21 protein-coding genes and 6 pseudogenes are annotated in these 24830 nt (G+C 43.4%); 12 read left to right on the top strand and 15 right to left on the bottom strand.

Annotation, left to right across the window (positions count from 1 at the left end):
* Positions 1 to 95: 95 nt before the first annotated feature.
* A pseudogene (locus ACMAZD_RS06140) lies at positions 96 to 1058 on the bottom strand (AraC family transcriptional regulator).
* Between the two features lie 52 nt (positions 1059 to 1110).
* Between ACMAZD_RS06140 and ACMAZD_RS06135 the strand changes: the two are divergent.
* A complete protein-coding gene (locus ACMAZD_RS06135) occupies positions 1111 to 1287 on the top strand; it encodes a hypothetical protein (protein ID WP_435248930.1) in 177 nt (58 codons plus the stop codon).
* Positions 1288 to 1409: 122 nt separating this feature from the next.
* On the opposite strand, the gene ACMAZD_RS06130 is transcribed toward ACMAZD_RS06135, so the two are convergent.
* The gene (locus ACMAZD_RS06130) at positions 1410 to 2615 is read right to left on the bottom strand and encodes an MFS transporter (protein WP_435248929.1); all 1206 of its coding nucleotides are present in this window, start codon (positions 2613 to 2615) and stop codon (positions 1410 to 1412) included.
* 152 nt (positions 2616 to 2767) lie between these two features.
* Between ACMAZD_RS06130 and ACMAZD_RS06125 the strand changes: the two genes are divergently transcribed.
* The 5 genes from ACMAZD_RS06125 (at position 2768) to ACMAZD_RS06105 (ending at position 10164) form a co-directional block, all read left to right on the top strand.
* Positions 2768 to 3535, top strand: coding sequence for an ABC transporter ATP-binding protein (locus ACMAZD_RS06125; protein WP_435248928.1), 768 nt, complete (start codon positions 2768 to 2770; stop codon positions 3533 to 3535).
* Positions 3536 to 3553: 18 nt separating this feature from the next.
* A complete protein-coding gene (locus ACMAZD_RS06120; protein WP_192852678.1) occupies positions 3554 to 4465 on the top strand; it encodes an ABC transporter substrate-binding protein in 912 nt (303 codons plus the stop codon).
* On the top strand, positions 4465 to 6462 hold the full coding sequence (gene fhuB, locus ACMAZD_RS06115; protein ID WP_435248927.1) for a Fe(3+)-hydroxamate ABC transporter permease FhuB: 1998 nt from the start codon (positions 4465 to 4467) through the stop codon (positions 6460 to 6462). Before ACMAZD_RS06120 ends, fhuB begins: the two co-directional genes overlap by 1 nt.
* A gap of 236 nt (positions 6463 to 6698) precedes the next feature.
* Positions 6699 to 7655, top strand: a complete 957-nt coding sequence (locus ACMAZD_RS06110) for a GntR family transcriptional regulator (RefSeq protein ID WP_435248926.1) — start codon at positions 6699 to 6701, stop codon at positions 7653 to 7655.
* 391 nt (positions 7656 to 8046) lie between these two features.
* On the top strand, positions 8047 to 10164 hold the full coding sequence (locus ACMAZD_RS06105) for a TonB-dependent receptor (protein ID WP_435248925.1): 2118 nt from the start codon (positions 8047 to 8049) through the stop codon (positions 10162 to 10164).
* Between the two features lie 134 nt (positions 10165 to 10298).
* Here ACMAZD_RS06105 and ACMAZD_RS06100 read toward each other — a convergent pair whose 3' ends face one another.
* From ACMAZD_RS06100 to ACMAZD_RS06090, 3 genes are all read right to left on the bottom strand, one after another.
* Complete coding sequence (locus ACMAZD_RS06100) at positions 10299 to 10955, bottom strand: hypothetical protein (RefSeq protein ID WP_435248924.1); 657 nt, start codon at positions 10953 to 10955, stop codon at positions 10299 to 10301.
* A 424-nt stretch (positions 10956 to 11379) separates the two neighbouring features.
* Positions 11380 to 12861: a trypsin-like peptidase domain-containing protein gene (locus ACMAZD_RS06095; RefSeq protein WP_435248923.1), complete on the bottom strand. Its 1482-nt coding sequence runs from the start codon at positions 12859 to 12861 to the stop codon at positions 11380 to 11382.
* 454 nt (positions 12862 to 13315) lie between these two features.
* Positions 13316 to 13915, bottom strand: coding sequence for a LysE family translocator (locus tag ACMAZD_RS06090; RefSeq protein ID WP_017092547.1), 600 nt, complete (start codon positions 13913 to 13915; stop codon positions 13316 to 13318).
* 122 nt (positions 13916 to 14037) lie between these two features.
* Between ACMAZD_RS06090 and ACMAZD_RS06085 the strand changes: the two genes are divergently transcribed.
* The gene (locus ACMAZD_RS06085) at positions 14038 to 14523 is read left to right on the top strand and encodes an Lrp/AsnC family transcriptional regulator (protein ID WP_435248922.1); all 486 of its coding nucleotides are present in this window, start codon (positions 14038 to 14040) and stop codon (positions 14521 to 14523) included.
* 49 nt (positions 14524 to 14572) lie between these two features.
* Here the strand turns inward: ACMAZD_RS06085 and ACMAZD_RS06080 are convergent.
* Positions 14573 to 15141 (bottom strand): annotated as a pseudogene (locus tag ACMAZD_RS06080) (IS1 family transposase); the annotation flags it as partial.
* A 175-nt stretch (positions 15142 to 15316) separates the two neighbouring features.
* Between ACMAZD_RS06080 and ACMAZD_RS06075 the strand changes: the two are divergent.
* Positions 15317 to 15499, top strand: a pseudogene (locus tag ACMAZD_RS06075) (ChbG/HpnK family deacetylase); the annotation flags it as partial.
* A 17-nt stretch (positions 15500 to 15516) separates the two neighbouring features.
* Here the strand turns inward: ACMAZD_RS06075 and soxR are convergent.
* The 3 genes from soxR to ACMAZD_RS06060 form a co-directional block, all read right to left on the bottom strand.
* Positions 15517 to 15957: a redox-sensitive transcriptional activator SoxR gene (soxR, locus tag ACMAZD_RS06070; protein ID WP_435248921.1), complete on the bottom strand. Its 441-nt coding sequence runs from the start codon at positions 15955 to 15957 to the stop codon at positions 15517 to 15519.
* A 191-nt stretch (positions 15958 to 16148) separates the two neighbouring features.
* Positions 16149 to 16670 carry an NADPH-dependent FMN reductase gene (locus ACMAZD_RS06065; protein WP_435248920.1) on the bottom strand — a complete coding sequence of 174 codons (522 nt, stop codon included), beginning with the start codon at positions 16668 to 16670 and terminating at the stop codon, positions 16149 to 16151.
* 329 nt (positions 16671 to 16999) lie between these two features.
* Positions 17000 to 17557: a DUF1439 domain-containing protein gene (locus ACMAZD_RS06060; protein ID WP_435248919.1), complete on the bottom strand. Its 558-nt coding sequence runs from the start codon at positions 17555 to 17557 to the stop codon at positions 17000 to 17002.
* A 162-nt stretch (positions 17558 to 17719) separates the two neighbouring features.
* Here ACMAZD_RS06060 and ACMAZD_RS06055 point away from each other — a divergent pair, with 162 nt between their 5' ends.
* The 4 genes from ACMAZD_RS06055 (at position 17720) to ACMAZD_RS06040 (ending at position 20758) form a co-directional block, all read left to right on the top strand.
* Positions 17720 to 18106 (top strand): thiol-disulfide oxidoreductase DCC family protein, encoded by a 387-nt coding sequence (locus ACMAZD_RS06055; RefSeq protein WP_435248918.1) that lies wholly within the window; start codon positions 17720 to 17722, stop codon positions 18104 to 18106.
* A gap of 222 nt (positions 18107 to 18328) precedes the next feature.
* Positions 18329 to 19651 carry an ABC1 kinase family protein gene (locus ACMAZD_RS06050; protein WP_435248917.1) on the top strand — a complete coding sequence of 441 codons (1323 nt, stop codon included), beginning with the start codon at positions 18329 to 18331 and terminating at the stop codon, positions 19649 to 19651.
* A gap of 97 nt (positions 19652 to 19748) precedes the next feature.
* A complete protein-coding gene (locus ACMAZD_RS06045; protein WP_435248916.1) occupies positions 19749 to 20294 on the top strand; it encodes a glutathione peroxidase in 546 nt (181 codons plus the stop codon).
* Positions 20291 to 20758, top strand: a complete 468-nt coding sequence (locus ACMAZD_RS06040; protein ID WP_435248915.1) for a DUF3429 domain-containing protein — start codon at positions 20291 to 20293, stop codon at positions 20756 to 20758. The genes ACMAZD_RS06045 and ACMAZD_RS06040 overlap by 4 nt, the downstream gene beginning before the upstream one ends.
* A 42-nt stretch (positions 20759 to 20800) precedes the next feature.
* Here ACMAZD_RS06040 and ACMAZD_RS06035 read toward each other — a convergent pair.
* The 6 genes and pseudogenes from ACMAZD_RS06035 to ACMAZD_RS06010 all read right to left on the bottom strand — a co-directional run.
* Positions 20801 to 21139, bottom strand: a pseudogene (locus tag ACMAZD_RS06035) (hypothetical protein).
* Positions 21085 to 21861: a phosphotransferase family protein gene (locus tag ACMAZD_RS06030; RefSeq protein WP_435248914.1), complete on the bottom strand. Its 777-nt coding sequence runs from the start codon at positions 21859 to 21861 to the stop codon at positions 21085 to 21087. The pseudogene ACMAZD_RS06035 and the gene ACMAZD_RS06030 overlap by 55 nt, the downstream one beginning before the upstream one ends.
* 48 nt (positions 21862 to 21909) lie before the next feature.
* A complete protein-coding gene (locus ACMAZD_RS06025) occupies positions 21910 to 22524 on the bottom strand; it encodes a LysE family translocator (protein WP_435248913.1) in 615 nt (204 codons plus the stop codon).
* A gap of 135 nt (positions 22525 to 22659) precedes the next feature.
* Positions 22660 to 23763 carry an ISAs1 family transposase gene (locus tag ACMAZD_RS06020; protein ID WP_435247125.1) on the bottom strand — a complete coding sequence of 368 codons (1104 nt, stop codon included), beginning with the start codon at positions 23761 to 23763 and terminating at the stop codon, positions 22660 to 22662.
* Positions 23764 to 23897: 134 nt separating this feature from the next.
* Positions 23898 to 24174 (bottom strand): annotated as a pseudogene (locus tag ACMAZD_RS06015) (hypothetical protein).
* A 116-nt stretch (positions 24175 to 24290) separates the two neighbouring features.
* Positions 24291 to 24800 (bottom strand): annotated as a pseudogene (locus ACMAZD_RS06010) (lipopolysaccharide biosynthesis protein); the annotation flags it as partial.
* Positions 24801 to 24830: the final 30 nt, after the last annotated feature.

Here is a 24830-nt window from a genome sequence, read left to right as displayed (position 1 = left end):
CTTACATATTTAGTAATACGTTAAATCCGTTTATATGGTTCATATAACAGTAAATTATTCAGACGCTTCTGTGAATTGTTTCGTCAATAAATGAATCAGTGATGCTTCATTGCTGACCGGTACTGAGTCGGTGTCGCTTGCTTATACGATTTAAACTGACGATTGAAGTGGGCTTGGTTGTCGTATCCCACTTTCTCCAAAATCAAATTCACTGGCAATGAGGTGTTAAGCAATAAATCACACGCCACATTGAGCCTAATTTTCTTTAATCGCTGGCTAAAACTCTCATTGTAGTGCTTTTGAAATAGCCGTCTGACACTACTTTCACTGAGATATAGGTGGCCGGCTAAGTCGTTAACCGAGATATCACGGATAAAGTTATTCACCAAGAAGGCTTCAATCTTATCCAGCTTATCGCTGACCTCCTCTTCGTCCCCCGTATTAAAGACAGGATTAATCAACTGAACAACGTCTTGGTCATCAAGCAATAGCGCAAACAAAGAAAACAAGATTAGCAGTTGTTGATGTGGTGGCAGGTCCATCACCTTGTTCAACAATTCCGTCGCTTTCTCTGCAATAGAGGGCGAAAGCTGCAGACCTTTCTTTGAATCTTCCAACAATGCGCGCAGCGGTTCGAGCTCGCGGCAGCACGCGATTAATTGCTCTATCCAATCTTTACGAAACCAAATCACATGCGTTTCACATATTCGCGAGTCGTCTGCGCTCTCTTCTGAATAAATAGCATGAGGTAAATCTGGCCCCACCAAAATCATGTGATTGTGAAACACATCGCTTTGGTGATGCCCGATAAAACTATGACCAGCAAAGTGACGATGTATCGCTATCTCGTACTCTTCATGTCGGTGCCAACCATAGCTTTTACTGTGCTAGACAATTTTCTTATAGCGCCATGATGTGCCAATTCGTTGTGGCACTTTTTCCAAGTAACCTTTCATTGCGATGCTCAGTGACTTTTTAATATTGAAAGTATACACATCAAACCATTCAAATGAGCACATTGACTGAAAAGTATTGAACATTGCGCTAACGATACTCATCCGGTTATCACCGCTAAATATACTGCAAGTGAACTTAACTAGGAGAGCAACTATGGACACTTTATTATTAAAAATACGCGATATGATTCTTGCCACTCGTCAACAGTGGATAGGCGAGATCACCTACAACCACAACATTAAAGGTGAGAGCACTTGGATACTTTATGGCTATAACTCTCATGAAGAATACGAAAAAGATCTGCGTAACAGCCTAAGACAAGAGTCGTAACTATTTCGAAGACATGGATTAGCAAACCAATGTTCGACACAAAGCCGTTTGCTACTAGTTAATTTGCTATCCGTTAGCTCACTTCCAATGGGCTCGCTAAAAAGTATCAGGGAAAGACAAGGTTAAGCTTGCTCAGCGACTTTGATATTTCCCTCTCTTTTTACAACGTAGCTCGTTACAAAGATCAGTGCTGAACACAATACACATAAATAGATGGGATACTGAGGGTTCAAGGTCGAAGTAAACGCGAGCATTGAAGCAACCCCGTAGCCTAGAGTATGAGACATGGCGATATACCCTGCGGCTGCGCCTGGTGCACCACTTTGCTTTTCAGTCGCAAACAACGTGTAAGCAGGAACAAGCAGCGCTGCGCCAATCGCCGTCACTACCATCGCCGCACCAAACGCCAACATACTAGGAATCAAGAACATCACAAAGCCGACAACCGAAGCAGAAGCGCCACAACGGTACATAAAAAGCGGCGTCAGCTTTTCCTTTTTGATAACCAACAGTTGAGTTACAAAAGTACACGCCGCACCGATGGTTAACAGAATGCCAATCGCGTCACTTAATTGATCGGTTGTCCAATGGGTGATCGAATAAATCAATGGAGAGAAACTGTATTGCAACAAAGCGACTGCCACACACAGCAATAATCCACTTGATAAGAAAGGCAATAGTGCCCTACTCGGCAGCCAAGGTGATGGAGCCTTGCTACTCGCTTGTTCTGTATTCATGTCTGGTGCTGGCAATAACACCGCTGCGATTAACGCCAAACATGGTAAAAAAACCATGATAATCAGAGGCGCATAAGGTGAAAATTTTAATGCAAGAATGGATATGATCGGGCCAATCAATCGACCAGCACTTAAGCCAATACTCACCGAAGTAATAGCCTGTAAGCGGTTTTTCTCACCACACAGCAATATCGCCCAATGTTGACTCGCGGGCACCATTCCAGACACCGTACAACCATAAATAATTCGCGCCACCATCAGTCCAATCAAACAAAACACTAGTGCCTTTTCTTGATCACTGTTCATCGCAAAAAAACACAAAAAAGCAAAGCTGACAGCCATGCCTACCAATGCCTGAATGACGACTTTTTTCGGACCATGTTTATCGCTCTGTCTTCCCCAAAAAGGCGCAGACGGCAAAAATAATATGCTTCCTATTGCGATAAGAATCGACCACGTAGGCAAGCTGAATGCAGACTGTTCCACAAGAAAAGGCAGAGAAACGAGTAAGCCGTTTTGCCCAATTCCCATTAGGGCGGCAGCAAGACCAATGGTCATTAAGTGGAATTTTTTATTTTGGATGACAGACATAATATCGAAGGCGCTAGAAAAAGTTGGAATGCTGAATAATGGGAAATATCATAAATAATGATAAATTGATTGATTTGGAGAATCATTATCATTTGAGTTTCATTATATTACATTAGCGGCTAGTAACCTATAACTCAACTCTATATTGCATTATGTACAAACTTACCAATGCCTCGTTCGAAATCGACGGTAAGACGATTCTTTCCCCTACCAACTTAACGTTTGAACCTAAAAAGATCACCACTTTGTTGGGTCATAATGGATGTGGGAAATCGACACTGATTAAACTGTTGAGTAGACAAAACACCCCCTCTAAAGGCGACGTTTTCTTCGACCAGCAGTTGCTTTCATCGTATAGCAATCTCGAATTTGCACACCAAGTTGCTTACCTTCCTCAACATCCCCCGATTACTGATGGTGTGACAGTTCGTGAACTGGTTTGCTTTGGTCGTTATCCGTGGAAAGGCGCATTTGGACGGTACAGCCGTAACGACTACGCCATAGTAGACGAAGCGATTGAGAAAGTTGGTTTGAACGCTTTTTCAGATCGATTTGTTGCCACATTGTCTGGTGGTGAAAGACAAAGAGCTTGGGTCGCGATGCTGCTCGCTCAACAAAGCCAATGCATTTTGCTTGATGAGCCAACTTCTGCACTCGATGTCGCACATCAACATGAATTGCTTGCCTTGATCAGGGAACTCAACCAGACGTTAGGGTTAACCGTTATTATGGTCCTGCATGATGTCAACATGGCTGCCAAATTCAGTGACCATTTGATTGCGCTTCATTCCGGAAAAGTCATCGCTTCAGGCCCTCCGAAAGAGTTGATGACGCCTGAGACGCTGATGCAGATCTACGGCATGGAACTGGCGCTCTTTAAACACCCTGAAACAGGGCAACCTATTAGTTACATCCCTTAAATACAAAAGGAATCGGTTGTGAAAACGTTCATAACACTACTGTGCACATTATTCGCTTTTAATGCTCTTGCAATAAAGAGTGCCCATGCTTTAGAAATCACACACGAAATGGGCATCGTCTCTTTCGATACGACGCCGAAAAAAGTAGTGGCACTAGACTGGGCTCTTACAGAAACCGTTTTAAGCCTAGGTGTTGAACTAGAGGGTATTGCAGACGCCAAAGGCTATCAACAATGGGTAGTGAAACCCGAACTGAATTCAAACGTGACCGATGTAGGCTCTCGACGTGAACCGAACCTTGAATTGCTGACCGAACTCAAACCCGATGTCATTTTAATCAGTGAACATATGTCGGCGGCTTACCATCAGCTAAACAAAATCGCTCCGGTATTGGTTTTCAGTATCTACAGTAAAAAGAAGCAGCCATACGAATCTGCAACGTCAATTACTCTGTCTTTAGGGAAGTTGTTCGACCGAGAACAACGCGCTCAACAAGTAATTGCAGAAACAAACACGCGACTCCGTGAAAACGGCGAAAAAGTGCGTGCGGCGGGTAACTCAGAGAAACCGCTGATATTCGCTCGCTTCATTAACGACAAAACATTACGAATCCACAGCCAAGGTTCACTCGCGCAAGCGACCATCAATAAGATGGGGCTGAAAAATGACTGGCAAGAGCAAACTAACCTATGGGGCTTCAGTACGGTAGGAACGGAAAGACTCGCTGAGCACCAAAAAACCAATGTCATGCTATTTGGCCCTCTTCAAGAAGAAGAGCGAAAACAACTGACTCTATCTCCTCTTTGGCAAGTGATGGAATTTACACGTACAGATTCAGTTTACGAACTTCCTAGTATTTGGACCTTTGGTGGACTTATTGCCGCTCAAAGATTTAGTGACCACATTACAGAATTACTAACCCAAGAATAATGGCTACCATCAAGCTCGAAAAAACCGTCACTGAACGAATCAATATCAAAACAGCAGTGCTATCGATCGCTGTTGTTTTGCTGATCAGCGTACTTCTGCAAATAACCGCTCCATATTCACAAGGGGTTGGGCTCATCTGGGATACGCTTTTCCATTTTGATCCTTCAAACTATCAACACTTAATTACCCACCTAACGTATTTACCTCGGCTCACCGTTGCACTAATTTGCGGATTCGCGCTTGCGGTTGCTGGGTGTGTGATGCAGTTTGTGTTGCGTAACCCGATAGCCTCACCCACCACGCTTGGTGTTGCTGCGGGTGCTGAACTGGGTATCGTATTGGGGATCTTATTAATTCCTGCCAACCTTGCCATTCCCGGTTTCATCCCAGCTTTCATCGGAGGTTGCCTTGCTACAGGCTTGGTCTTTGCCTTAAGTTCTGCACGAGGATTTTCACCGCTGCACATGGTGCTCGCAGGTATGGTTGTCAGCCTATTTTTGGGATCACTCAACACCATGCTACTGATGCTGCATGAGCAACAGCTCACCAGTGTATTCGTATGGGGCGCAGGTGTGCTTAACCAAAATGATTGGTCTAGCGTTCAAGTTTTATTACCCCTGATTGCCATTCCAACTCTACTACTGCTCGTCCTGCAAAGGCCATTATCTGCATTGCAGTTTGGTGATAATGTTGCCACTTCGCTAGGCGTGAACATTAAGCAAATCAAACTGTTGTGTCTATCACTCGCAATCTTTATCACTGCTGCGGTAGTCAGTGAGGTGGGCTTAATTAGCTTTGTGGGTATTGTTGCCCCAGCGATTGCAAGGCTACTAGGCGTCAGATCATTAGCTAAACAAATATTAACCAGTGGCTTGATCGGTAGTTTAATCCTGTTGATTGTCGATTTAGTGATTCAGCCATTCTCAGGTTTTGGTGGTGAGCTACTGCCAACGGGCGCAATGACGGCATTGCTTGGCGCTCCATTTTTATTGTGGCTATTGCAACGTACTAAACTTCAGTCGGATCTTAAGAGCCGTAACGAGCATATTGAACAGTACAAGCGAGCTAATACGGCCAAAACCTTGATTGCTATGTCTTTAGTATTGGCGGTTACATGTTTGATTGCGCTCACTGTCGGTAAAAATCAATTCGGCTGGAGTATTGAGATTCATGAATCCTTATTTGAATTGCGCACGCCACGAGTACTGGTTGCACTATTAGGTGGTATTGGCCTCGCTTTCGCGGGCACCATTATTCAACGTATTTCAAATAACCCGATGGCGAGTCCGGAAGTGTTGGGCATAAGTTCAGGTGCTGCCCTAGCGCTGGTTCTCGGCACACTCTGGGGCAACTCGATTGGACGCGAAGAACAAATGCTGCTTGGTACACTTGGAGCAACATCTGTTACGGCTGTAGTTTGGTTGATGGGCAGAAAGCACAACTTCGCGCCAACGCAAACTCTGTTAACCGGTATCGCGCTAAGTGCTGGGCTTGATGCTTTGCTGCGTATTACGATGAGTTCAGGTAACGAAAATGCCACGGCGCTGCTGACTTGGTTATCGGGTTCAACGTATCTGGTTGCCACACAAGATGTCGTTTTACTTGCTGTTGGTGTGACAATGGTTGGTGCTATTTCCCTTTCACTACATCGCTGGATTGAGCTTATAAACCTGGGTGAAGTGACCACCAGCAGTTTGGGGATGAACACAACTACAGTTCGCTTAGCCTTGCTGTTATTGGTCGCAGCACTGACTACGCTGTGCACTATCGTTATTGGTCCTCTGAGCTTCATCGGACTATTAGCACCTCACATGGCCCGCTCGCTTCACCAATATAGAGCAATTCCGCAAATGCTGACAGCGGCATTGTTGGGCGCGAACATCATGGTCGCAGCGGACTGGATTGGTCGTACGTTGTGGTTCCCTTGGCAGTTCCCTGCTGGGCTACTTGCTTCTCTACTTGGAGGCGGCTACTTCCTTTACCTAATGAGAAAGTAACCTTTCAACAAGCCCCTTCACTTCGCTGAACTCCGAAGTGGAGGCTTATTTCAATTCTATCTTTATCTTTGTCTGTTCAATCCTTGTTTATCCCCTCAACCCTCTTTTATCCTCTCAGTCGGCATCGCTAATCCGGAATACTGGTAATTGTTTTTTGGTTGCATAAACACAATAAATGGTATTCGAGCACTTTTATGTTTACCATGATTCCAATAATCAACTGATTTGTAAGCCCTATGGACATAACGACAATTACAAAGCTCCAACAAGACTTGCTATTTAAAGTCATTGCTAGCTTAAAAACCGAAGACACTAAAGCCGGTAGCAGCCTCAATGAATCTTCTTTGGCAAAACAATTCGAAGTCTCAAGAAGCCCAATACGCGCCGTTTTAAAACATTTGTCGAGTCAGGGCATTACTAAGGTTGTTCCCTATAAAGGTTCGGTGCTTCAAATGGACGCGGCTGATATCAAGCTAGACGTACCGACAGGCGACGAACAGCCCCGTCAAGAACAACTGTATCTGAATATTTTAATGGATCTGTTCTTTGGGGAATTAAGCAGTTCCTTCTCGGAAAAAGACTTACAAGAACGGTATGAGGCTAACCGTGGCGAAATTCAAAATGTCACTCGTCTACTAGAAAGCGATGGTATTTTCCGCCGCAGCCCCGGCTATAAATGGCAACTTGATGGTGTTCTAAACACACTTGAAAGGCATACCGAGAGCTATCGATGCCGCTTGATCTTTGAACCCGCAGGACTACTTGAGCCGACATGGAACTTAAAGCGTAGCGAACTAGAAGCATGCCGAGATCGCCATATCTACGCCATCAACAATCCAAAATCGACTTCCGCTAGTCAACTCTTCGCACTAAGTGTCGACTTTCATGAACTGCTCGCAGCCAGCTCCGGAAACCGCTTTTTGTTAGGGATGATGCAACAACAAAATCGTCTGCGTAAGGCTACTGATTTGGTCTCTATGCATATCCAATCTTCCGTGGTCAAGTCATGCCAGCGCCGCTTGGACATCATGGATCTGGTTCTGGCAGGCGACAATCAAAGTGCCTCAGCAAAGCTTGCCCAACTGCTCGAAAACGATATACGAGTAATGAATCGCACCTACAACAATTTCATGAATGTATCGTACGAACAACGAGAACAATTACTCAGCAGTATTTCAGGAAAAAACAACTAACCTAGGAGCAGCATACTTTCATGCTGCTCGTCTCCTCCGCGTTAACTTTACGTCGCCTCTCGCCATCACGAAAAAAATATAAATTGAATCAAGAAACTTAGGATAAAACGATAAAACCAGACATAAAAGCTGGGCTTGAACGCTCCTACACAACAGACGTTATTGTTACATTTAAAAATAATTTGCATTCCCATGTTGTTTTTTCGCATCAAAAATACAATAATAATGATTCTTATTTAGACTGAGAGCTGAAACAGCAGTAATAACGACTCACTTATCCGATTCGTCATTACTCACCACTCTGTTGAGTCTGGATAAACACAATAAAAAATAGAGTCACCGCGCCAAAAGAAATGTGTGCAGCCTTTCATTGATAAATGCAGAGAAAAAAATGAAGACCGAAAAAGGAAGTTTCAAGCTTTCCACCGTCGCAATAGCAGTTGCGGCAGTAACCACAGTATTTACAGCTCAAGCTCAAGATCTAACAACTGAAGAAAAAATGGTGGTGGTTTCTAGCCGCACGCCTAAAACGATCAGCGATATTCCAGGTACCGTTTGGTACATTAACTCAGAGACTATCGAGCAAGAATACCGCGGTGGCAAAAGCCTTGATGAGATTCTGGCAGCTACTATCCCTTCACTGGATGTAAGCAGTGGTGGTCGCACTCACGCTGGCCAAAACCTACGCGGTCGAAGTCTGATGGTAATGATTGATGGTATATCTCTACAATCAGTTCGATCAATAAGCCGTCAGTTAGACTCAATTGACCCATTCAACATCGACCGCATTGAAGTACTCTCTGGTGCAACATCAATTTACGGTGCCGGCGCTTCGGGTGGTGTTATCAATATCATTACTAAAAAAGCGTCTGGTGAAGAAGTCGAATTTGAATCATTTGTTAGTGGGACTTCAGGCTTTTCATCAAGCGAAGATTTTGACTACAAACTGGCTCAGTCAATAGCAGGTGGAAACGAGAAAATTCAGGGACGCGCATCGGTCGCTTACACCAAAACACAAGGCTATTTCGATGCAGATGGTGAGATGATAACTCCAGATATGACTCAGGGTTCGAATCAGTTTAACGAGACCATTGACCTACTGAGTAACCTACAAATTAATGTTGCTGAAGGTCAACAACTAAACTTGTTGGCTCAGTACTACGATAGCCAACAAGACACTCCTTACGGCCTTTACTTTGAAAAAGATGGTAGCGGTAACTTCCAGTTTGTTGATGTGAGAGAGGGCTACTCAGCGGATCGAGAACAAGGCACAGAGCGTGTCATGTTAAGTGCGGCATACAGCAACAACAACTTCTTAAACCATCAGCTAATTGCTGAACTATCTTACCGTGCCGAAGAGCACACCTTCATGCCTTACACTGTTGATGGCAAGACAACTCTATCGACTAACTCCTCTCGCCAATCTACTGATATTTTGGCAATAAAAGCGGCACTTAATAGATCATTTGGCTCTTGGAATCTGACCTACGGTATCGACGGTTACATCGATAAATTTGATAGCGACAGAGCGATCTACGATCAAGCTACGACCGAAGCTACGGGAGGTTTAGTAAACGTCATCAGTGAAATGCAAGGTCGTTACCCGGGGATCGACACTCAATCTATCGCTGGCTTCATTCAAGCGGAATACAACATTACTGATGATTGGTCAGTACAAACAGGTTATCGCTATCAGAAAATGGACATAGACGTGTCTGACTTCCAAGCGACCTCTAGTTCGGACTTCATTCCTGGTGGCTCAACAGATTACGCTGAAGGTTTGTTTAACTTTGGTACTATCTATCACCTAAATCCTACTTCTCAGGTTTGGGCTAACTTCTCACAAGGTTTCGATATCCCTCAGCTATATCGCTTCTACGGCAAGAGCGCTACTCAAGATGTCGCCGCTTCTAAGCTAGATGGAATCAAAACCGACAGCTACGAATTGGGTTACCGTAACGATTTAGATAATATCTCACTACAATCTGCAATCTACTACTCGCACTCAAGCGCAACCGTTCAGTACGAAGATGACCTATCGATATCAGATCTTGCAGAGCCTAAACGTGTCTACGGCGCGGAAGCTCAAATCAGCTACTGGGCAACAGACATGCTACAGCTTGGTCTATTAGGTCACTATGTTGTGACAGAAATTGAAACAGACACTGGCTGGGAAGATCACGAGGCGATGGAAGCGAGCACTTCTAAAGCGGGGGCTTGGGTTGGCTGGTACGACAATGACTATAGCCTGAAGCTACAAAGCCTAACTATGTTTGACTACAAAGATGCTGATCAACGTGAACTAGATGGCTTCACAGTAGTTGATTTCACAGGTAGCTACCAGCTTCCAGTTGGTAATCTGGGCTTTGGTATTAAGAACCTGCTAAACGAAGATTACTACACAACCTGGAGCCAACGTGCTCAACACTGGTACACCGGTAGCGATGCGCTGTACCAATACAAAGGCCGTGGACGTACTTATACTCTGAACTATCAGGTTAAGTTCTAAAGTTCGCTGTAGTTTATTAACAATTACAGGGTTGGTATTTAGTACCAACCCTTTTTTATTTAATACTAATTTAGAATAACCAAATAGATAGGAGTCAGATTGTTAATATAAAATCGACTCAAAAATGCCCAGGATTAAATAGCGTAAAATTGAGCAAGTCTCTCACTATAGCCGAAATTAGCCGGTGTATGGTTAATTTCAACTGTGATATTACCAGACAATTCACCGTCAGCTTTATATACAGGGCAAGATGCAATATCAGATAAATATGACTCTTCTGTTGGCGCGCTGAAGTAATAAATTTTTTGTAGATTACATTCGCCGACCTTCATTCCCAACGCTTCAACTTCAGAACGCTGACGGTAGTAATGTGGACCAATATCAAGAAGGTACTCAGGGCTATGTGTATAGATCTCGCTAGTGTATCGTTCGGTAAACTCACTATCCGCAATAAAGTGTCCACTTTCCATGCTATAAAGCACATTCAGGTGCCAGTAGATCAACTCAGACTCATCACTGGTTGATACGCCTGGCTTAGAGTACAAACATTGGATCTGACTATGAGGAACTTCAAGGCTCTGAGTCGCTTGGATATTATTACGCAGAGCCTTGATTCCACAGCGATGCATCGTGAAACCCTCTGTCTTCATCGACTCGGTAACTTGGTTGATAGACTGATATTGAACGTAAACCTCTTCCGGTGATTCGCCAGTGATAACATTAGTATTATCAGCATAAGCAAACGGGCTTAGGCAAGCAGTTACAGACACTAAAGCTAATATTCTTTTCATTGTTATTTTTCCTTGATGATTGGCGGCTGGAAAATAACTCAAAAACAGAATATGCAACACAACGCTTATTGATATTTGTGATCTTGGTTAAAGCAATGATTGATTTTATGAATATTAAACTTTCCATCAAGTATACCTTCCCTCTAGAAATAACAACACCTCAAAAATATAATGGTTAATTGGGAAGGATGATTATTTAAAGAATATCGACATTTCACCAACATTAGCGAATCAATGTTTAAACCAACTTAAAAATTATTAATCATTCTGTTTAATTACCAACACAAAAAGACGAGCCTATATAGCTCGTCTTTTTATTATCAATTTAGTCTAACGCATTGGCTCGATAATGACTTTTATATAAATAGAGTTATCGAGTGAAGTATTGTTATTGCGTTAAATGTTTTTCTTGCGTTAAATATGATTATTGAGATTGCGACACAGAAAGCGACACACCAGAGAAACTTCGGAACGCGTTAATCATAATGTAGAGGTCTTCATCAGCCTTAAGTGCATCGCAAGACTCGACGTTACCGGAACGATACGGACGACAGTCGTAGTCACTTTTCGTTGGCTGTTGTCCTGAACGAATGTATAGGTCGGCATCACCAATACCTGACTTAATAGTAACGGTAACATCAGCAGTACGATTTACCGCCTTAAGTACAAACAGTTTTTGATCACCTGAAGTCAGTGCGAGATTGGGCACTAAACTATCTAAAGCCACTTCTGGGATCTCATTGTTCGGTTTACCAACCGAGCCGTTAGGTAATGCATCATTGAAATGCGAAGCCACTAATGGCCAGATTTTACTGATTTTTACGCCTTGGTTTTCGCAGCCTCCGAAATGATGCAAAGCAATGGCTTTGTTGTTATCGGTTCGCAGAACAGGTGATCCAGACGAGCCTCCAATTGTGTCACAGAAATAGCCAGTATCCGTATTTGATCCTCGCCCATTCGCTGAAGCCACATCGATCTGACACAATCCTGAACCATTTTGATCGCTCTCAATCGCGAGCTCTTTTGGCTTACCCGCCCCGTGTTGAGGAATGTAAATCCCATCACCGATCATAGGCTCTTCGGCATCCAAACCTAGGTAACCAAACGACGCTACCTTTGAAAAATCATCCACGGTAAACAGCGTGTAATCCAGGTCATAATCGGTGCTGAGTATTTTATTCCCCATCACTTTAACCGTTGTCGCCATAGAACCATCACACGTACGACGCTGATAATTAAACCATACCTCGGTATTTCTTAGTTCAGACTCTGAGGCGACACAATGGTTATTAGTGAACATATGGTTGTCTGGCCCCACGCGCCACGCGGTACACAAGCTACGACCATTAATAAGTAGCCTTGCCACTGGTGTTGTCCAAGCAACCTTATCTGGGTGTGACTCTTCCCAACAAGCGACATCTTTACGTTCATTCACACCACAAGTCGATAGCGTCGCTAAAGCCTCTTCATCAGCACTTTTACCTGCCATGTAGTAATCAATTTCAAACTGAACATGCTGCCCGTTTGAATTGGAGGTGGATTCAATAACGACAGAATCACTGGAAATCGATTGAGCGAACCAATCTATTTGGCTCTCACGATACTCCACAACCTCATCAGTAATGTTTGACTTAATACGTAACACGCTCCCTTTCGGTACAGTAAGAGACTTGAAGTGAAGCTTAATGAACGACGCACCAGCGTGTTCAAGTTGTTGTGTGTGTATACTACCCGATGTCTCAACCAACTCTTGGTTCGACAATTGATATTTCACTTCATCGGCAATAACCGGAAGATGTGGTTGAACAGGAGAAGACGGTTGAACGAAAAGGTGCGGTTGTGCATTAACGAGCGAAGAAAAAAACCATATTATCGCAAGCCTAAGGTTAGATAAGATTACTTTCATTAGATGTCCTTTATCGGTTTGTGGTGTTCCCTCCACAAACATATGTGTAAAAAACACATATGGCACAATATGCATATTGTATTTTGAGTAAAGAAATATCCACACTAACGACAATTTATGGAGTTCAATGAGATAGCGCTCAATTTCGCCTGTTCTGTCCTCATTGCCTGTACACAATGGCGTCCTAAATAAAACGAAAAAGAATCATAGCGTTGTTATGGTTTTTGCTAATCTGAAGATATGTTCGGCAGAGCTCTTTGCGGAATATTTTGTACTTTGATCGGCGGTTAATACAAAACTAAAAAAGGGCTAGCAAACATGCCAACCCTTTTCAATGGAGGGTTCATTCTGAACTCACCTATGTTCAATTCTACTTAAACTGTTAACGACTTAGTCGACTTTTAGACACCACTCCTATGGATTTAGGAGTGGTTTTTTTATTTGTAGAGGCGCTTTATGCAGGTTGATAAAGCATAAAGGCAACCACCATCGCTAAGCTTCCTCCCAAGCAACGGTTCACAAACATCATCTGCTTCGGTGATTGCAGTAGCTTTTTAAGCATGGTGCCACAATACGCCCACACCAACATGCACGGTACGCCCGTGATCACCATACCAGCAATAATGGTCACCACTTGAATCAGGTAGTCTGCATTCGGAGTGATGAACTGCGAAAAGACCGTAAGTGAAGCAATCCAACCTTTAGGATTCAACACCTGCACCAACACGCCAGACATAAAGCCCGAGCGATTATCGACTGTGCTTTCTTCGATTTGCATGTTCGCAATCGACCACGCCATGAACAGCAAGTAAGCCGCGCCCGCGTATTTCAAAATGTTGTACAGCTCTGGATAAAGGGTGAATAAGCTCACCAAACCGACGCTAGAACCCGCCAGTACGATGATGATGCCAAAAGCGTTTCCAGATATAAAAGGTAAAGTCGCGGCAAATCCATAACGACTTGATATCCCAAGTAATGCGATATTTCCTGCCCCAGGTGTAATTGCGATAGATATTGAAAACAGCAAGAACGCCAGCATTAACTGAGAGCTCATTTCCTCTCACTCCTAATAAGTAAAGTATTTATAAGGAGAGAGTTTACAGATTCCACTAGGAATTAAATTGCTATATAGGCTAATATTAATGCAAATTTGAGCAAGACTTTTCTATAAAAACCATGAAACAGAAAGAATCCACCAAAGAAGTGTTGGATGACACAGATGTCGCCATCTTAGGACACATCCAACAAGACGGTCGCATGAGCAACAGCAAGCTCGCTGAAAAAGTTAACCTCAGCGAAACCCCATGCTGGCGCCGTTGGAAACGTATGGAAGAGACAGGCTATATCGATGGTTACGCCGCAAAGCTAAACCGCAAGAAACTGGGCTTTCACGTTGCTGGTTTCACCTTAGTGACGTTGGGCAACCACGAGGTTGAAAACACGGAACCGTTCGAAGAATTTGTTGCGGTAACCGATTGGATTCCGATGTGTCACTGCATTGCAGGTGGTGCCGATTACATGGTGCAAGTGTTAGCTAAAGATTTGGAAGAGTACTTTGAGCGTATTAGTTCGATCAGGCGAGTCAAAGGCGTCAGCGCGATTCAATCCAACATCTCAGTGAAAGAATTGAAAAACAGCTATCAGCTGCCTCTTAAAGACTAGTCCGCTTCTCCTAGCAACCCTTTTCTTGGTCATGACTCCAACCTGTTAATTAATGATAAAACGCTCGTTCTATAAAGGTTCCGATAACCTTATCCTGCATTTCTTCTGATCTGGAGAAACCGATAGTTTTTCGAACGAGTCGTTTTAAGCGAGTTCTCAGGGTGAGGTTGGATCGTTCTATCCTTTGCGTATACCGCTTACCGATGATGTGTTTTTCTCTCGGTAAGTTCACTGAATAAACGCGGTAGTCATCTGTACAATAAAAAGGAATGGTAAATTTCGGTAGAAGACGTTGTAGTTTATTAAATGCCTCGGTGTCTCTTTTTCCAAAAGCGTGGGTAATGATGCGTTTATATCTAGGCTCCCAAGCATACCAAAGCCAACGTTGATTTTTCTTATTACCAACAAACGACCATTGTTCATCGACCTCATATATCAACTCAATGTTAGCGATATCAAAAGGGATTGTCGTTACTTGCCTAGGTGAGAGTTTTTTAAAGTACGTAAAAAGTTGTTAGCAACTTTCAACACACGACCAGTATCTCTTACGCCAGGCTTACTTACTTCGTAAGCATAATCGAGCTGAAAAGTACGCTGACAATCAAGGTATCGAAAACGTAAATTCTAAAACGAAAACAACAGATTGGAGTCATGACCCTATTGTCGATAGTGGTTCGCATATCGATGAAGCTTTACTAGAAACGATTCGTGAGAGCTTAGACTTCATACCTGCGTTGCTCATCGACTCGCTTAATGTGGCATTTTGTTAGCAGCTAATGAGCTACCAAACCCAATGCCCAACGGCACCGTCGAGTTAATGTGTCACCCCGCGCTTTCTGCGAGCGAAGAGCTAAAGTCACTGTCTAGCTACAGCGATAAACGAGTGGAAGAGCATCAACTTCTCTCCAGCCCTGAACTCAAGCAGTGGCTTAACGACAATCAAATAGAATGTATTGGATTCAACGATCTCAAATAGGAAATCTTAATTCAGGCTTAATCAACGATGCGTTGAGCGCCCTGTCCTTGGTCATGCAGGATATCATCTGGATTTAGCAAGTTGCACTTTTGCATACTCAAGCATCCGCAACCAATGCAGCCAGTTAAGTTCTCTTGTAAGGAACGAATCTGTGCCATCTTACTGTCGAGTTGCCCTTGCCACTTTTTAGCGACCCGTTCCCAATCTCGCTTAGTCGCGGTATGGTTCATCGGTAAGCAAGACAGCTCTTCGGTGATCTCTTCAAGAGTAAAGCCTATCGACTGAGCGACTTGAATCAGCGCAATTCGACGCAGCATCGCTGACTGATAACGGCGTTGGTTTCCATTAGTTCGAATAGAGGCAATTAATCCTTTGGTCTCATAGAAACGCAGTGCAGAAGGAGTAACACCACTGCGCTCCGAGAGTTGACCAATCGTTAAATACACGATGTTTTTCATGTCTGTTTACTTTCCCTGATCATATTGCTGGTAGATTCAAATCCATTTTTGATTATAGCTAAAGTTAACCTTAAGTTTAGCTATATTGGACTAAGTTTCAGTTCCACTGAGCAAAACATCCAAAACTGAATTAAAAAAACAGCCGTCGAGTGATGGCTGATTTCTCTTAGATTGAAGTATGAACGTTATATTTAGATCTTTTCCATGATCACCTTGAGGTTATCGATCATTTCTACGTTGGTCATCTCTCCCGCCTCCATATCGAAGTTATCGTAGAAGCTTGGCACCGACATAGAACCTTTCACATCAGCATCAAAGTGAGGTGCAGAATTTACCGCTGACGACAACACAGAACTTGCACCACCAGGGCCTGGTGATGTGGAGAGCATCACAACAGGCTTGCCTTGGTAAACCTTCATATCAATTCGAGATGCCCAATCGAACACATTCTTAAAAGCCGCGGTATAAGAACCGTTGTATTCTGCAAACGAAATGATCACAGCGTCAGCTTCGCCAATCTTGCTAAAAAAGCGCTGCGCGTGCTGGTGAATACCCGACGTCTTTTCTCTGTCTTCACTGTAAATCGGCATTTCGAAATCATTAAGATCGAGCACCTCTACTTGTGCGCCCTCAACTAAGCTTGCGGCGTACGCTGCAAATTGTTGGTTGATCGATGCTTTACTGTTGGTCGCGCCAATCGCTAATACTTTCATTATTTACCCTCAAATTTGGTTAGAAACATTTCTTTAAAAATGACAAGGTGATGCTTGATGTTTTTGGATTGGGGGCGATGATAAAACCTCAAGTTAACTTGAGGTAAAGCGATATTTTCAAAAATAGGAAATAATTTAAAAACACTTATAAAGCAGTTAATTACGAAAGGTTAAACATAGATTGGCATTACACAGACAAAAATAAGCACACCCAAAATACAACGAGTGTGCTTTATCGAAATACTATTTACTTAAGTTGACAAACAAAAATGGCCACCTAATCGGCAGCCATTATGTTGAAATCTTAGTCCGAGCTAAAACGAAAAAGGTTAATCGAATAACTCGATAACCAGCTTATTGTCTTTAATCACCAGATTGGGTTCCGATGACTTAATCAACGACTCTTGCACTTTATTGCTGTCCAGTTTGTATACCGGAGACTGAGACAATGCAAAGCCGATCATCGATACAGCGGGTTTGAGCAATTTCTCTATTTCAGGAGAAAGCTGCTTGCCCTTCTCCTCAAAGCGCTCTAGTCGCAGTAACTTTAAATACACCTCGCCACTTTCTTTGTCGTATTCAGGGACTGCGCTGAATTCGATGTCCAAGTCCAACCCCATATTAGGCATGTTGAACACCTGAACTTTTGCATTGGTGTTCGCCAGTACAGAAACACGCTCGGCATCAGCTCGACCAATCTGCACCGCTAAGTCATCGACAGCGACTTGCGCATACATAATGTTTTGTACACCCACTTCCTGCTCTAACATCACCGAATCTTGAAGGTAGTTCGTCATTTCTTGCTCAGTCACGCTGTAGCTAACACAACCACTTAGCATCAGGGCCGTCATAGCGATAATAAAACGGTTTATTAGCTTTGTTGTCATTGGAGATAGGCTCTTAATTTGTAAATGCATAGAACGGATGTTACCTCTAGATGATACTGTAAAATAGTTCTCATAATGATAGTGTCGGATAACTGGGCAGAATGATCCACCTAATTGGTGATGTCGTATAGATTGGCATTGACGAAAAAAATAAGGAAAACAATGACTGTATTAACGGTATTTTACGATGGAACGTGCCCGCTTTGTGCGAAAGAGATGGCGGCACTGACTAAATCTGATACCAAAAATCAGATTCAAACCATCGATATCTATAGTGAAGCATTTTCAGACTACCCGCAGATAGATGCAGAGGCAGCCAATACGATTTTGCATGCACTCGATGAGAAAGGAAAATTACTGCTGGGTTTGGACGTGACTTATCAAGCATGGAAACTGGTAGGCAAAGGTTGGCTATATGCCCCATTACGCTGGGCAATATTTAAGCCAATGGCAGATTGGTGTTATTTACGATTTGCCAAGAACCGATATAAAGTCTCGTTCTGGTTAACCGGACAGTCGCGCTGCGATGGTAACAGCTGTACTAAATAGCATTGGATTAAGATATACCATTGGCGACCTTGTAATAAACAATGCCAAATAGGGCTGCAAATACCAATAACGTGACGGCCACTTTCAACCAAACAAACTTCATACTTTGTCCTTATTAATTTTGTTTACTGTTCCACGAGGCAAGTTATCACAACAAAACATAACGTTGTGCAATGATTGACAAAACTTTGTAGTGAACCTTGATTCCCAGAGAGAACCTTTATGTCGGCAAAAGAGAGAAACCTTCCCACACATCGCATTTCTAGATTTAGTAAGTTTGCCTCGCTGGCGACAAGAGTCGCGGGCAATGTGATAACGGAAGGCACCAAGCAACTTGCACAAGGCAACAGGCCGAAAGCAAAAGACTTAATGCTCACGACGCAGAACATTGCTCGCCTGACTAACCAACTCGCCCACCTACGCGGTGCAGCCATGAAGCTTGGCCAGATGTTATCAATGGACGCTGGCGATGTCCTCGAACCTGAACTCGCCGACATTCTTTCTCGCCTGCGCTCAGACGCCGATCCGCTGCCAACAAAGCAGCTCAACCAAGTGTTAGAAAGCTCACTCGGCATCAATTGGAAAGTCGAATTCCTTTCCTTCAACTTCAAACCGATCGCCAGTGCGTCCATTGGACAAGTTCATCAAGCCTACAGTGATTCGGGAAAAAAACTTGCCATCAAAGTCCAATATCCGGGAATTCGAAAAAGCATCGACAGTGATGTGGACAATGTAGGCATATTACTGAACATCGTTGGTTTGATACCAAAGTCTGTCGATTACAAAAGCTTATTAGAAGAAGCAAAGAAACAGCTCCATGATGAAGCGGATTATGCTCGCGAGGCTGACTACGCAACACGTTACTATCATGCGCTTAAAGAACACACTCACTTCGTTGTACCTAAGATTCATCCTAAAATGTCTTCAGAGTCGGTGCTCGCCATGGACTTCATTGAAGGCGTCTCGATAGAGCAAATAGAAAGTTACGATCAAAGCACTCGTGATTTTGTGATGCGCAGCTTGCTCGAACTCATGTTCAAGGAATTGTTCGATTTTAAGATGGTGCAAACCGACCCCAACTTCGCCAACTACCTTTACGTTGAAAACACGCGCCAGATTGGGCTGTTAGATTTTGGGGCAACGCGTGAATACAGCGACCGCTTCAGTGATGGCTATCGTTTGGCTTTTACCTCTGTGATTAATCACGATGAACAAGGGCTCAACAAGGCGCTAGAGCAGATTGGGTTCTTTAGTGAGACGATTCTCCCCGATCAGCGCCAAGCTATTCTTAACTTAGTGACAATGGCGTGTGAACCCATGTTGGTCGACGAAGAGTACGATTTTAAAGCCAGCGGACTCGCTCAAAAGCTACGCGAAGCCGGAACTATACTCAGCATGGAACAAGAGTATTGGCATACACCACCAGCAGACGCCCTATTCCTACATCGTAAAATCGGCGGCATGTATCTGTTAGCAGCTCGCCTTGGTGCAAGAGTGAACATAAGTCGTTTGGTCTCTCCATATCTCACCAGTAATAACACTTGATCAGTTCATAAATAGTGGCGGTTAATGATTAGCAGAGTGATCATTTCCTGCTGAGCGAGAGTAATAACAGTTACGCCAACTAAAATGAGCCAAACCTATGAAACCTTCACTGCTTTGCTCCACCGCCCTGATTACAAGCCTAACGAGCTCTATCGCTTTTGCAGCGAGTTGCCCTGAGATACTCAATGGCAAACAACGTTTGTTAAATTCGAAGGAAGAGATAGAACTGTGTGAAGAGTTTAAAGGCAAAACCCTTTTAGTTGTAAATACGGCCAGCCAATGTGGCTTCACACCACAATTTAAACAACTCGAGCAATTGCATCAGACCTATAAAGACCAAGGATTCACGGTTGTCGGCTTTCCAAGCAATGATTTTCGCCAAGACCGAGGAAGCGAAGAGAAGTCAGCCAAAATTTGTTATCTCGATTACGGTGTTACCTTCCCGATGATGGCTCGAGCGTCACTATCTGGCAGTAGCGCTAACCCAGTGTTCGCAGAGATACAACAGCAAGCTGGCGTGACACCCAAGTGGAACTTCTACAAATTCTTGATCAGTAAAGAAGGCAAAGTGGTGGCAACCTTCCCTAGCTCGACGTCACCTGTAAGTCCAACACTCAAAAATGCAATTGAGCAGCAATTATGAGATCTGATTACATGGCAACAACTCAAATCCGCAATACCATGGCCAAGCTGGGTTACATGGGGCTAATCCCGTTTCTATTTGGCCTACTGCTGTCTCTGACAGACAGCCAATTCTTAGGCTTGAGCGGCGAGACACTCTTCATCACCTACAGCGTGGTCATATTGAGTTTTTTGTCGGGTATTTTGTGGGGAAATGGCATCGAAAATTTCGAAAGTCAATCAAGCAACAAGGCTCTGATTCTAAGTAACGTGATTGTGTTAGTCGCGTGGTTAGCCGTGCTACTTGGGGAACAAAAGGAGTTTCTCACTACGCTGATTCTTATCATCGGCTATATTGCGGTTTGGAGAGCGGAAAGGTCGATGAGAGAAGAAAATCAAAGCGAAGGCCCAGATGGCTACTTTGACATGAGAACTCGGCTCACCTCTAGTGTCGTGTTAATGCATGGTATCGTGATGTTGACCTAGGTGTGTGGAAACGAGAACCAGCACACACAGGGTTAAGCAAAATTATATGATGAGCTGCCCCACTGATCTAGGCTCATCTTTGCCAAAATAGTTCGATTCGTCTTTGACAGAGACAAAACCCAAATAATGTGGTTTGTCAGTAGGCGTCATCAACACATAACCCACAACCTGCGATTCTTGCTTTGCAACCAACACCCCCTCCCCTCAGTAATCAAAGGCCTGACGAAAGACAAACTGCGGTTAGGCATGGTCGCCAAATAAAGCCTGCTCCCGTTGTGCCGCAAAGACAATATGGATAAATAGACCCTTATAGATCTCTAGTCGGCCTACAGCTGATCTTCCACAGAGTCCAGCCAAGTTGGCAATTGACCCCTGTACCATTCCAGATACTTTGACGCGTCTGGAATATCACGCATGACTAATAGGTTCGTCACTTCAACAACGATCCAGCTTTTCGCAATAATCAATTGCTTGATTAAGTCTTCTCGCGAAACCATATTGTTATGAAGTAGGTACTGGTCAACAATACACTCATAATCAGACAGAGTACCCATGTGGGAAACGAGCGGTGCTAAATCAATAGCAGGGCTGCCATAACCAAAACGCTCCCAATCAAATAAAACAATCTGACCATTGTCTCTCTTTCCCCAGTTTCCTTGGTTTGTGTCACCTGAAACCAAGGTGTTATGGTTAAACAAAACATCACTCAATCGCTGTATACTCAGTAAGCTATCCTGTGTAACTTGAGGTAAATTGAGAGACGCTAGTGCAGCTTCAGTATCACAAGAACTCCAACTATGCTCTTTCACTTTAAAATTCGGTGAGTATAGAGATTGATGGATATGAGATAGTTGCTGATGCACCTCTGAAGTCGCTTGAAGCTCATTTAGTATTAAAGAGTGAGGAACGTGTTCGATCAACAATGTATCTCCCTCCACAGCAAACAACTTAGGACTGTGAACACCAGATAAATTCTGCGCGGCATATTGATAAAAAGAAATCTCAACCTCGCCTGCACCTTGCTTTCGAATACAAGGCTCGCCCCTAAATTGTTCAATAAAAACTTGAGCCGAACCCATTTGTGCAAGATTGTTATTACTCATTAAAATTCCTTAAAAATCTGAAAGGTATAACTGTTATGGCTCGAGTCGTTACTGGCGGTTCACAAGTAAATTTGCCCCAGATAGTGCGAGAAAAACAGAGCATGCTTTGTTGAAACGCTTGGCCATTTGCGGTTTTGAAAACCAGTTTCTTAGGTATAAACCAAACGCCGCGTAGATAGAAATCGCGAGTATTTCTAACACAAGAAAAGTGCTTCCTAAGGTAAAGAACTGCGTGTTTACATTAGCGGTAACATCAACGAATTGAGGTAGGAAAGCTGTGAAAATGAGTATCGCTTTTGGGTTACCAGCAGCCAGTGCGAACTCTTGTTTAAAAAGACCAAGCCAATTCCTATTTCGCTCAATGTCCGCTACTGGGCTGGCTTGTGAACGCCATAGGTTGAACGCAATCCAAAGCAAGTACATGGCGCCAAAAAACTTGATAAGGAAAAACAAGGTTTCAGAAGTATAAAGAACAACAGCCAGACCAGATGCAGCTAGCGCGATCATGCCAGAAAATGCCGTGATTCGTCCTAATCCCGCGATGAAAGCCGCTTGAAATCCATAACAACGGGCGTTGTTCATTGATAACAAATTGTTTGGCCCCGGAGTCATATTGAGCGCAAAACAAGCTGGGATAAACAGCAGTAGCTTCCAGATTTCCATTAGTGCTTCCTAATTGCCAAATGCCGTGATTATAAAATCGTTAAACAAGATCTTATCTTTTATAACAGCATTTAATATCTTTTGTCACTGCATTAAAAAGAAGTACCAACCCACTAAGGGCACGAATGTACTTTGTTAATTTGATGTAAACAAAACCGAAGCTCTGTAATCTTTGTCCCATACCGCTTTATTCATCTTCCTGGGTACTGACAAGTTCCCTTCGGATTTTCTAAACAAGTTCTGAACAAAACGTCTGCAACAAGCCATATTTAGTGCTGAATCTCCAGCATAAATACATTGTTCATCTTCTTTGAAAATAACGTCCAACGCCCAGTGCTGCTGGTTCTCGATGTGCCAGTGTTTTCTGGTCGCTTGTAAGGCTAACTCTAACGACAAGTGATCTGTGCAAATATAATACGATGTTTCATAACTTCCTTTCCCTTTGACACTTCTATCTCTCACCACTGCAACAACACTTTTAACGACAGACCACTTTTCTCTGAGTGCTTCACTGAAGGCTGCTGGGAGAACGTAAACCTCACGAACCTCTTTTCTGCCATGCCCTTTATCTTCGGTGATGTATGACTCTTGTTTATCTTCAGGCAAAGACCAATAGTCTTGGAATTGTGCATCCACTTCTGCAAGCAAACTGGGCTGATTCAGTTTGACTTGCACTAAGAAATCGCCACCTTTATCAACCACTTTATTCAGAGTTTCAACCTGACAATGCAGGGCATCAGCCGTTAATAGACATCCTTTTATATCTAAAGTATCTAACAGGTTTCTTATCGCTGTTAGCTCCGTCCCTTTGCCTTTACAGGGTTGATGTGTGAGGGTCAAACCTTCATCAACATCGAATGCCGAGACCATATAAAGGGGGTTATCTTGTTTGTTTGCTTTAGCACCTTTTAGTACCTTCCCGTCAACACTGATGATAGGTTGAGCATGCCTCTCTCTATGCAAATTAACCCAGCCCACCATAGCTTCTAAGAGTGTTTCAGGAACAATAGTCCTCATAATTGCTGCAATATTATGACGAGTAGGAAGGCCATTTTCGTAGGGGAAATACTCACGTAACCAGTCGATATTTCCTTCACCAAAATCCTTGATATCCGTCCACTTGTTTTGACCACAAAGCATGGCTGTTATGACAACAAAAGCGACTTCTATAACAGGGTAGACTTGGTTGATGTGCGAACGGGTATCTTTCACTTTTTTTAGCTGTTCAATGATAATCATGCGAGTTTCTCATATTTTTTATTTCATGATCTGATCGTGACTATCAGGAAAAGTTCCAATTGAAAATAAAGTTATTTATTTTCAATAACTAAAGTTCGATCCCGCCCTTCCAACCCACTGGCGCACTTTACTAATTAGTTTTCAAAAAACTTCTCGTATTCTGGTGTCGATAGATTTTCCGCAAGGCCTATTTCACCGAAGATGTAAATCGCACTCGCTAGCACAGACGATGTTATCCAACCCTCGCAGGGAAATTTCAGGCGGCTTGAAATCCGGTGAATTGAGCTCTGATGAATTGAAGTCGGGAGCGAAAACATCCTCAGTAGGAGCCTCAGAGGTACTGTATGAGGCAGCTGAAAATAGAGAAAGAAGCAACATCCACTTATTTATATATCTTCCCATAGTTAGCATTCACTAAATTTATAAATACTATCTAATCCCAACGGTTATGAACGGTGTTTCATTATCACTGGTTATTATGTTTACAGGAACAACTCAGAATACCCAGCACTCTGAATAAAGCGAGCTCAACTTACGTGCGATTGTTTACCTAACGTAAATTTATTAAGCAACGCCTGCGGAACGGGGATAACAGAGTATCGAACAAAAGCGACTAGCGCTACTATTGCCACAAAACTGCCTAAAACAAAGTCATGAACATCAACCAGCATCCAACCAATTAGCCTATCACTAGTAATAGAAGTTACAGCGATACCCACCGCTACCATCCATTTACAGTGATCATAAGGTAAATATTCCATTTTTTGGCTCACGATATAGAGCAGTGACAACCTCACGGTATAAGCGCCGCAAAGTACCACTATCACGCCCCACACGCCATAAATCGGTGTCACAACAAAATAACCAATCGCAGCTGAAATCGCACACCCACCTTGTATCCACATTTGCGTTTGGCTTGAGTCGCCACTGAAACAGCCAAGGTTGAGATAATCCCCTGCGCATTTAATCACACCGATGGCCAACAGAGCCATGACGATAACACCCGCATACTCATAACTGCTGGGCAAAATTAAAGCAGTAGATACCCCCGTGCATGCACGGGGTAC

It is taken from the genome of Vibrio sp. nBUS_14 (genome assembly GCF_051201655.1).
In the GTDB taxonomy this organism is placed as follows: Bacteria; Pseudomonadota; Gammaproteobacteria; order Enterobacterales; family Vibrionaceae; genus Vibrio.
This window is presented reverse-complemented; position numbering and strand designations above follow the sequence as displayed.

Bases quoted from the DNA above. Each gene is read 5' to 3' on its own strand.
- ACMAZD_RS06135 (WP_435248930.1), top strand. From the start codon at position 1,111: ATGGACACTTTATTATTAAAAATACGCGATATGATTCTTGCCACTCGT.
- ACMAZD_RS06130 (WP_435248929.1), bottom strand. From the start codon at position 2,615: ATGTCTGTCATCCAAAATAAAAAATTCCACTTAATGACCATTGGTCTT.
- ACMAZD_RS06125 (WP_435248928.1), top strand. From the start codon at position 2,768: ATGTACAAACTTACCAATGCCTCGTTCGAAATCGACGGTAAGACGATT.
- fhuB (WP_435248927.1), top strand. From the start codon at position 4,465: ATGGCTACCATCAAGCTCGAAAAAACCGTCACTGAACGAATCAATATC.
- ACMAZD_RS06110 (WP_435248926.1), top strand. From the start codon at position 6,699: ATGGACATAACGACAATTACAAAGCTCCAACAAGACTTGCTATTTAAA.
- ACMAZD_RS06105 (WP_435248925.1), top strand. From the start codon at position 8,047: ATGAAGACCGAAAAAGGAAGTTTCAAGCTTTCCACCGTCGCAATAGCA.
- ACMAZD_RS06100 (WP_435248924.1), bottom strand. From the start codon at position 10,955: ATGAAAAGAATATTAGCTTTAGTGTCTGTAACTGCTTGCCTAAGCCCG.
- ACMAZD_RS06095 (WP_435248923.1), bottom strand. From the start codon at position 12,861: ATGAAAGTAATCTTATCTAACCTTAGGCTTGCGATAATATGGTTTTTT.
- ACMAZD_RS06090 (WP_017092547.1), bottom strand. From the start codon at position 13,915: ATGAGCTCTCAGTTAATGCTGGCGTTCTTGCTGTTTTCAATATCTATC.
- ACMAZD_RS06085 (WP_435248922.1), top strand. From the start codon at position 14,038: ATGAAACAGAAAGAATCCACCAAAGAAGTGTTGGATGACACAGATGTC.
- soxR (WP_435248921.1), bottom strand. From the start codon at position 15,957: ATGAAAAACATCGTGTATTTAACGATTGGTCAACTCTCGGAGCGCAGT.
- ACMAZD_RS06065 (WP_435248920.1), bottom strand. From the start codon at position 16,670: ATGAAAGTATTAGCGATTGGCGCGACCAACAGTAAAGCATCGATCAAC.
- ACMAZD_RS06060 (WP_435248919.1), bottom strand. From the start codon at position 17,557: ATGACAACAAAGCTAATAAACCGTTTTATTATCGCTATGACGGCCCTG.
- ACMAZD_RS06055 (WP_435248918.1), top strand. From the start codon at position 17,720: ATGACTGTATTAACGGTATTTTACGATGGAACGTGCCCGCTTTGTGCG.
- ACMAZD_RS06050 (WP_435248917.1), top strand. From the start codon at position 18,329: ATGTCGGCAAAAGAGAGAAACCTTCCCACACATCGCATTTCTAGATTT.
- ACMAZD_RS06045 (WP_435248916.1), top strand. From the start codon at position 19,749: ATGAAACCTTCACTGCTTTGCTCCACCGCCCTGATTACAAGCCTAACG.
- ACMAZD_RS06040 (WP_435248915.1), top strand. From the start codon at position 20,291: ATGAGATCTGATTACATGGCAACAACTCAAATCCGCAATACCATGGCC.
- ACMAZD_RS06030 (WP_435248914.1), bottom strand. From the start codon at position 21,861: ATGAGTAATAACAATCTTGCACAAATGGGTTCGGCTCAAGTTTTTATT.
- ACMAZD_RS06025 (WP_435248913.1), bottom strand. From the start codon at position 22,524: ATGGAAATCTGGAAGCTACTGCTGTTTATCCCAGCTTGTTTTGCGCTC.
- ACMAZD_RS06020 (WP_435247125.1), bottom strand. From the start codon at position 23,763: ATGATTATCATTGAACAGCTAAAAAAAGTGAAAGATACCCGTTCGCAC.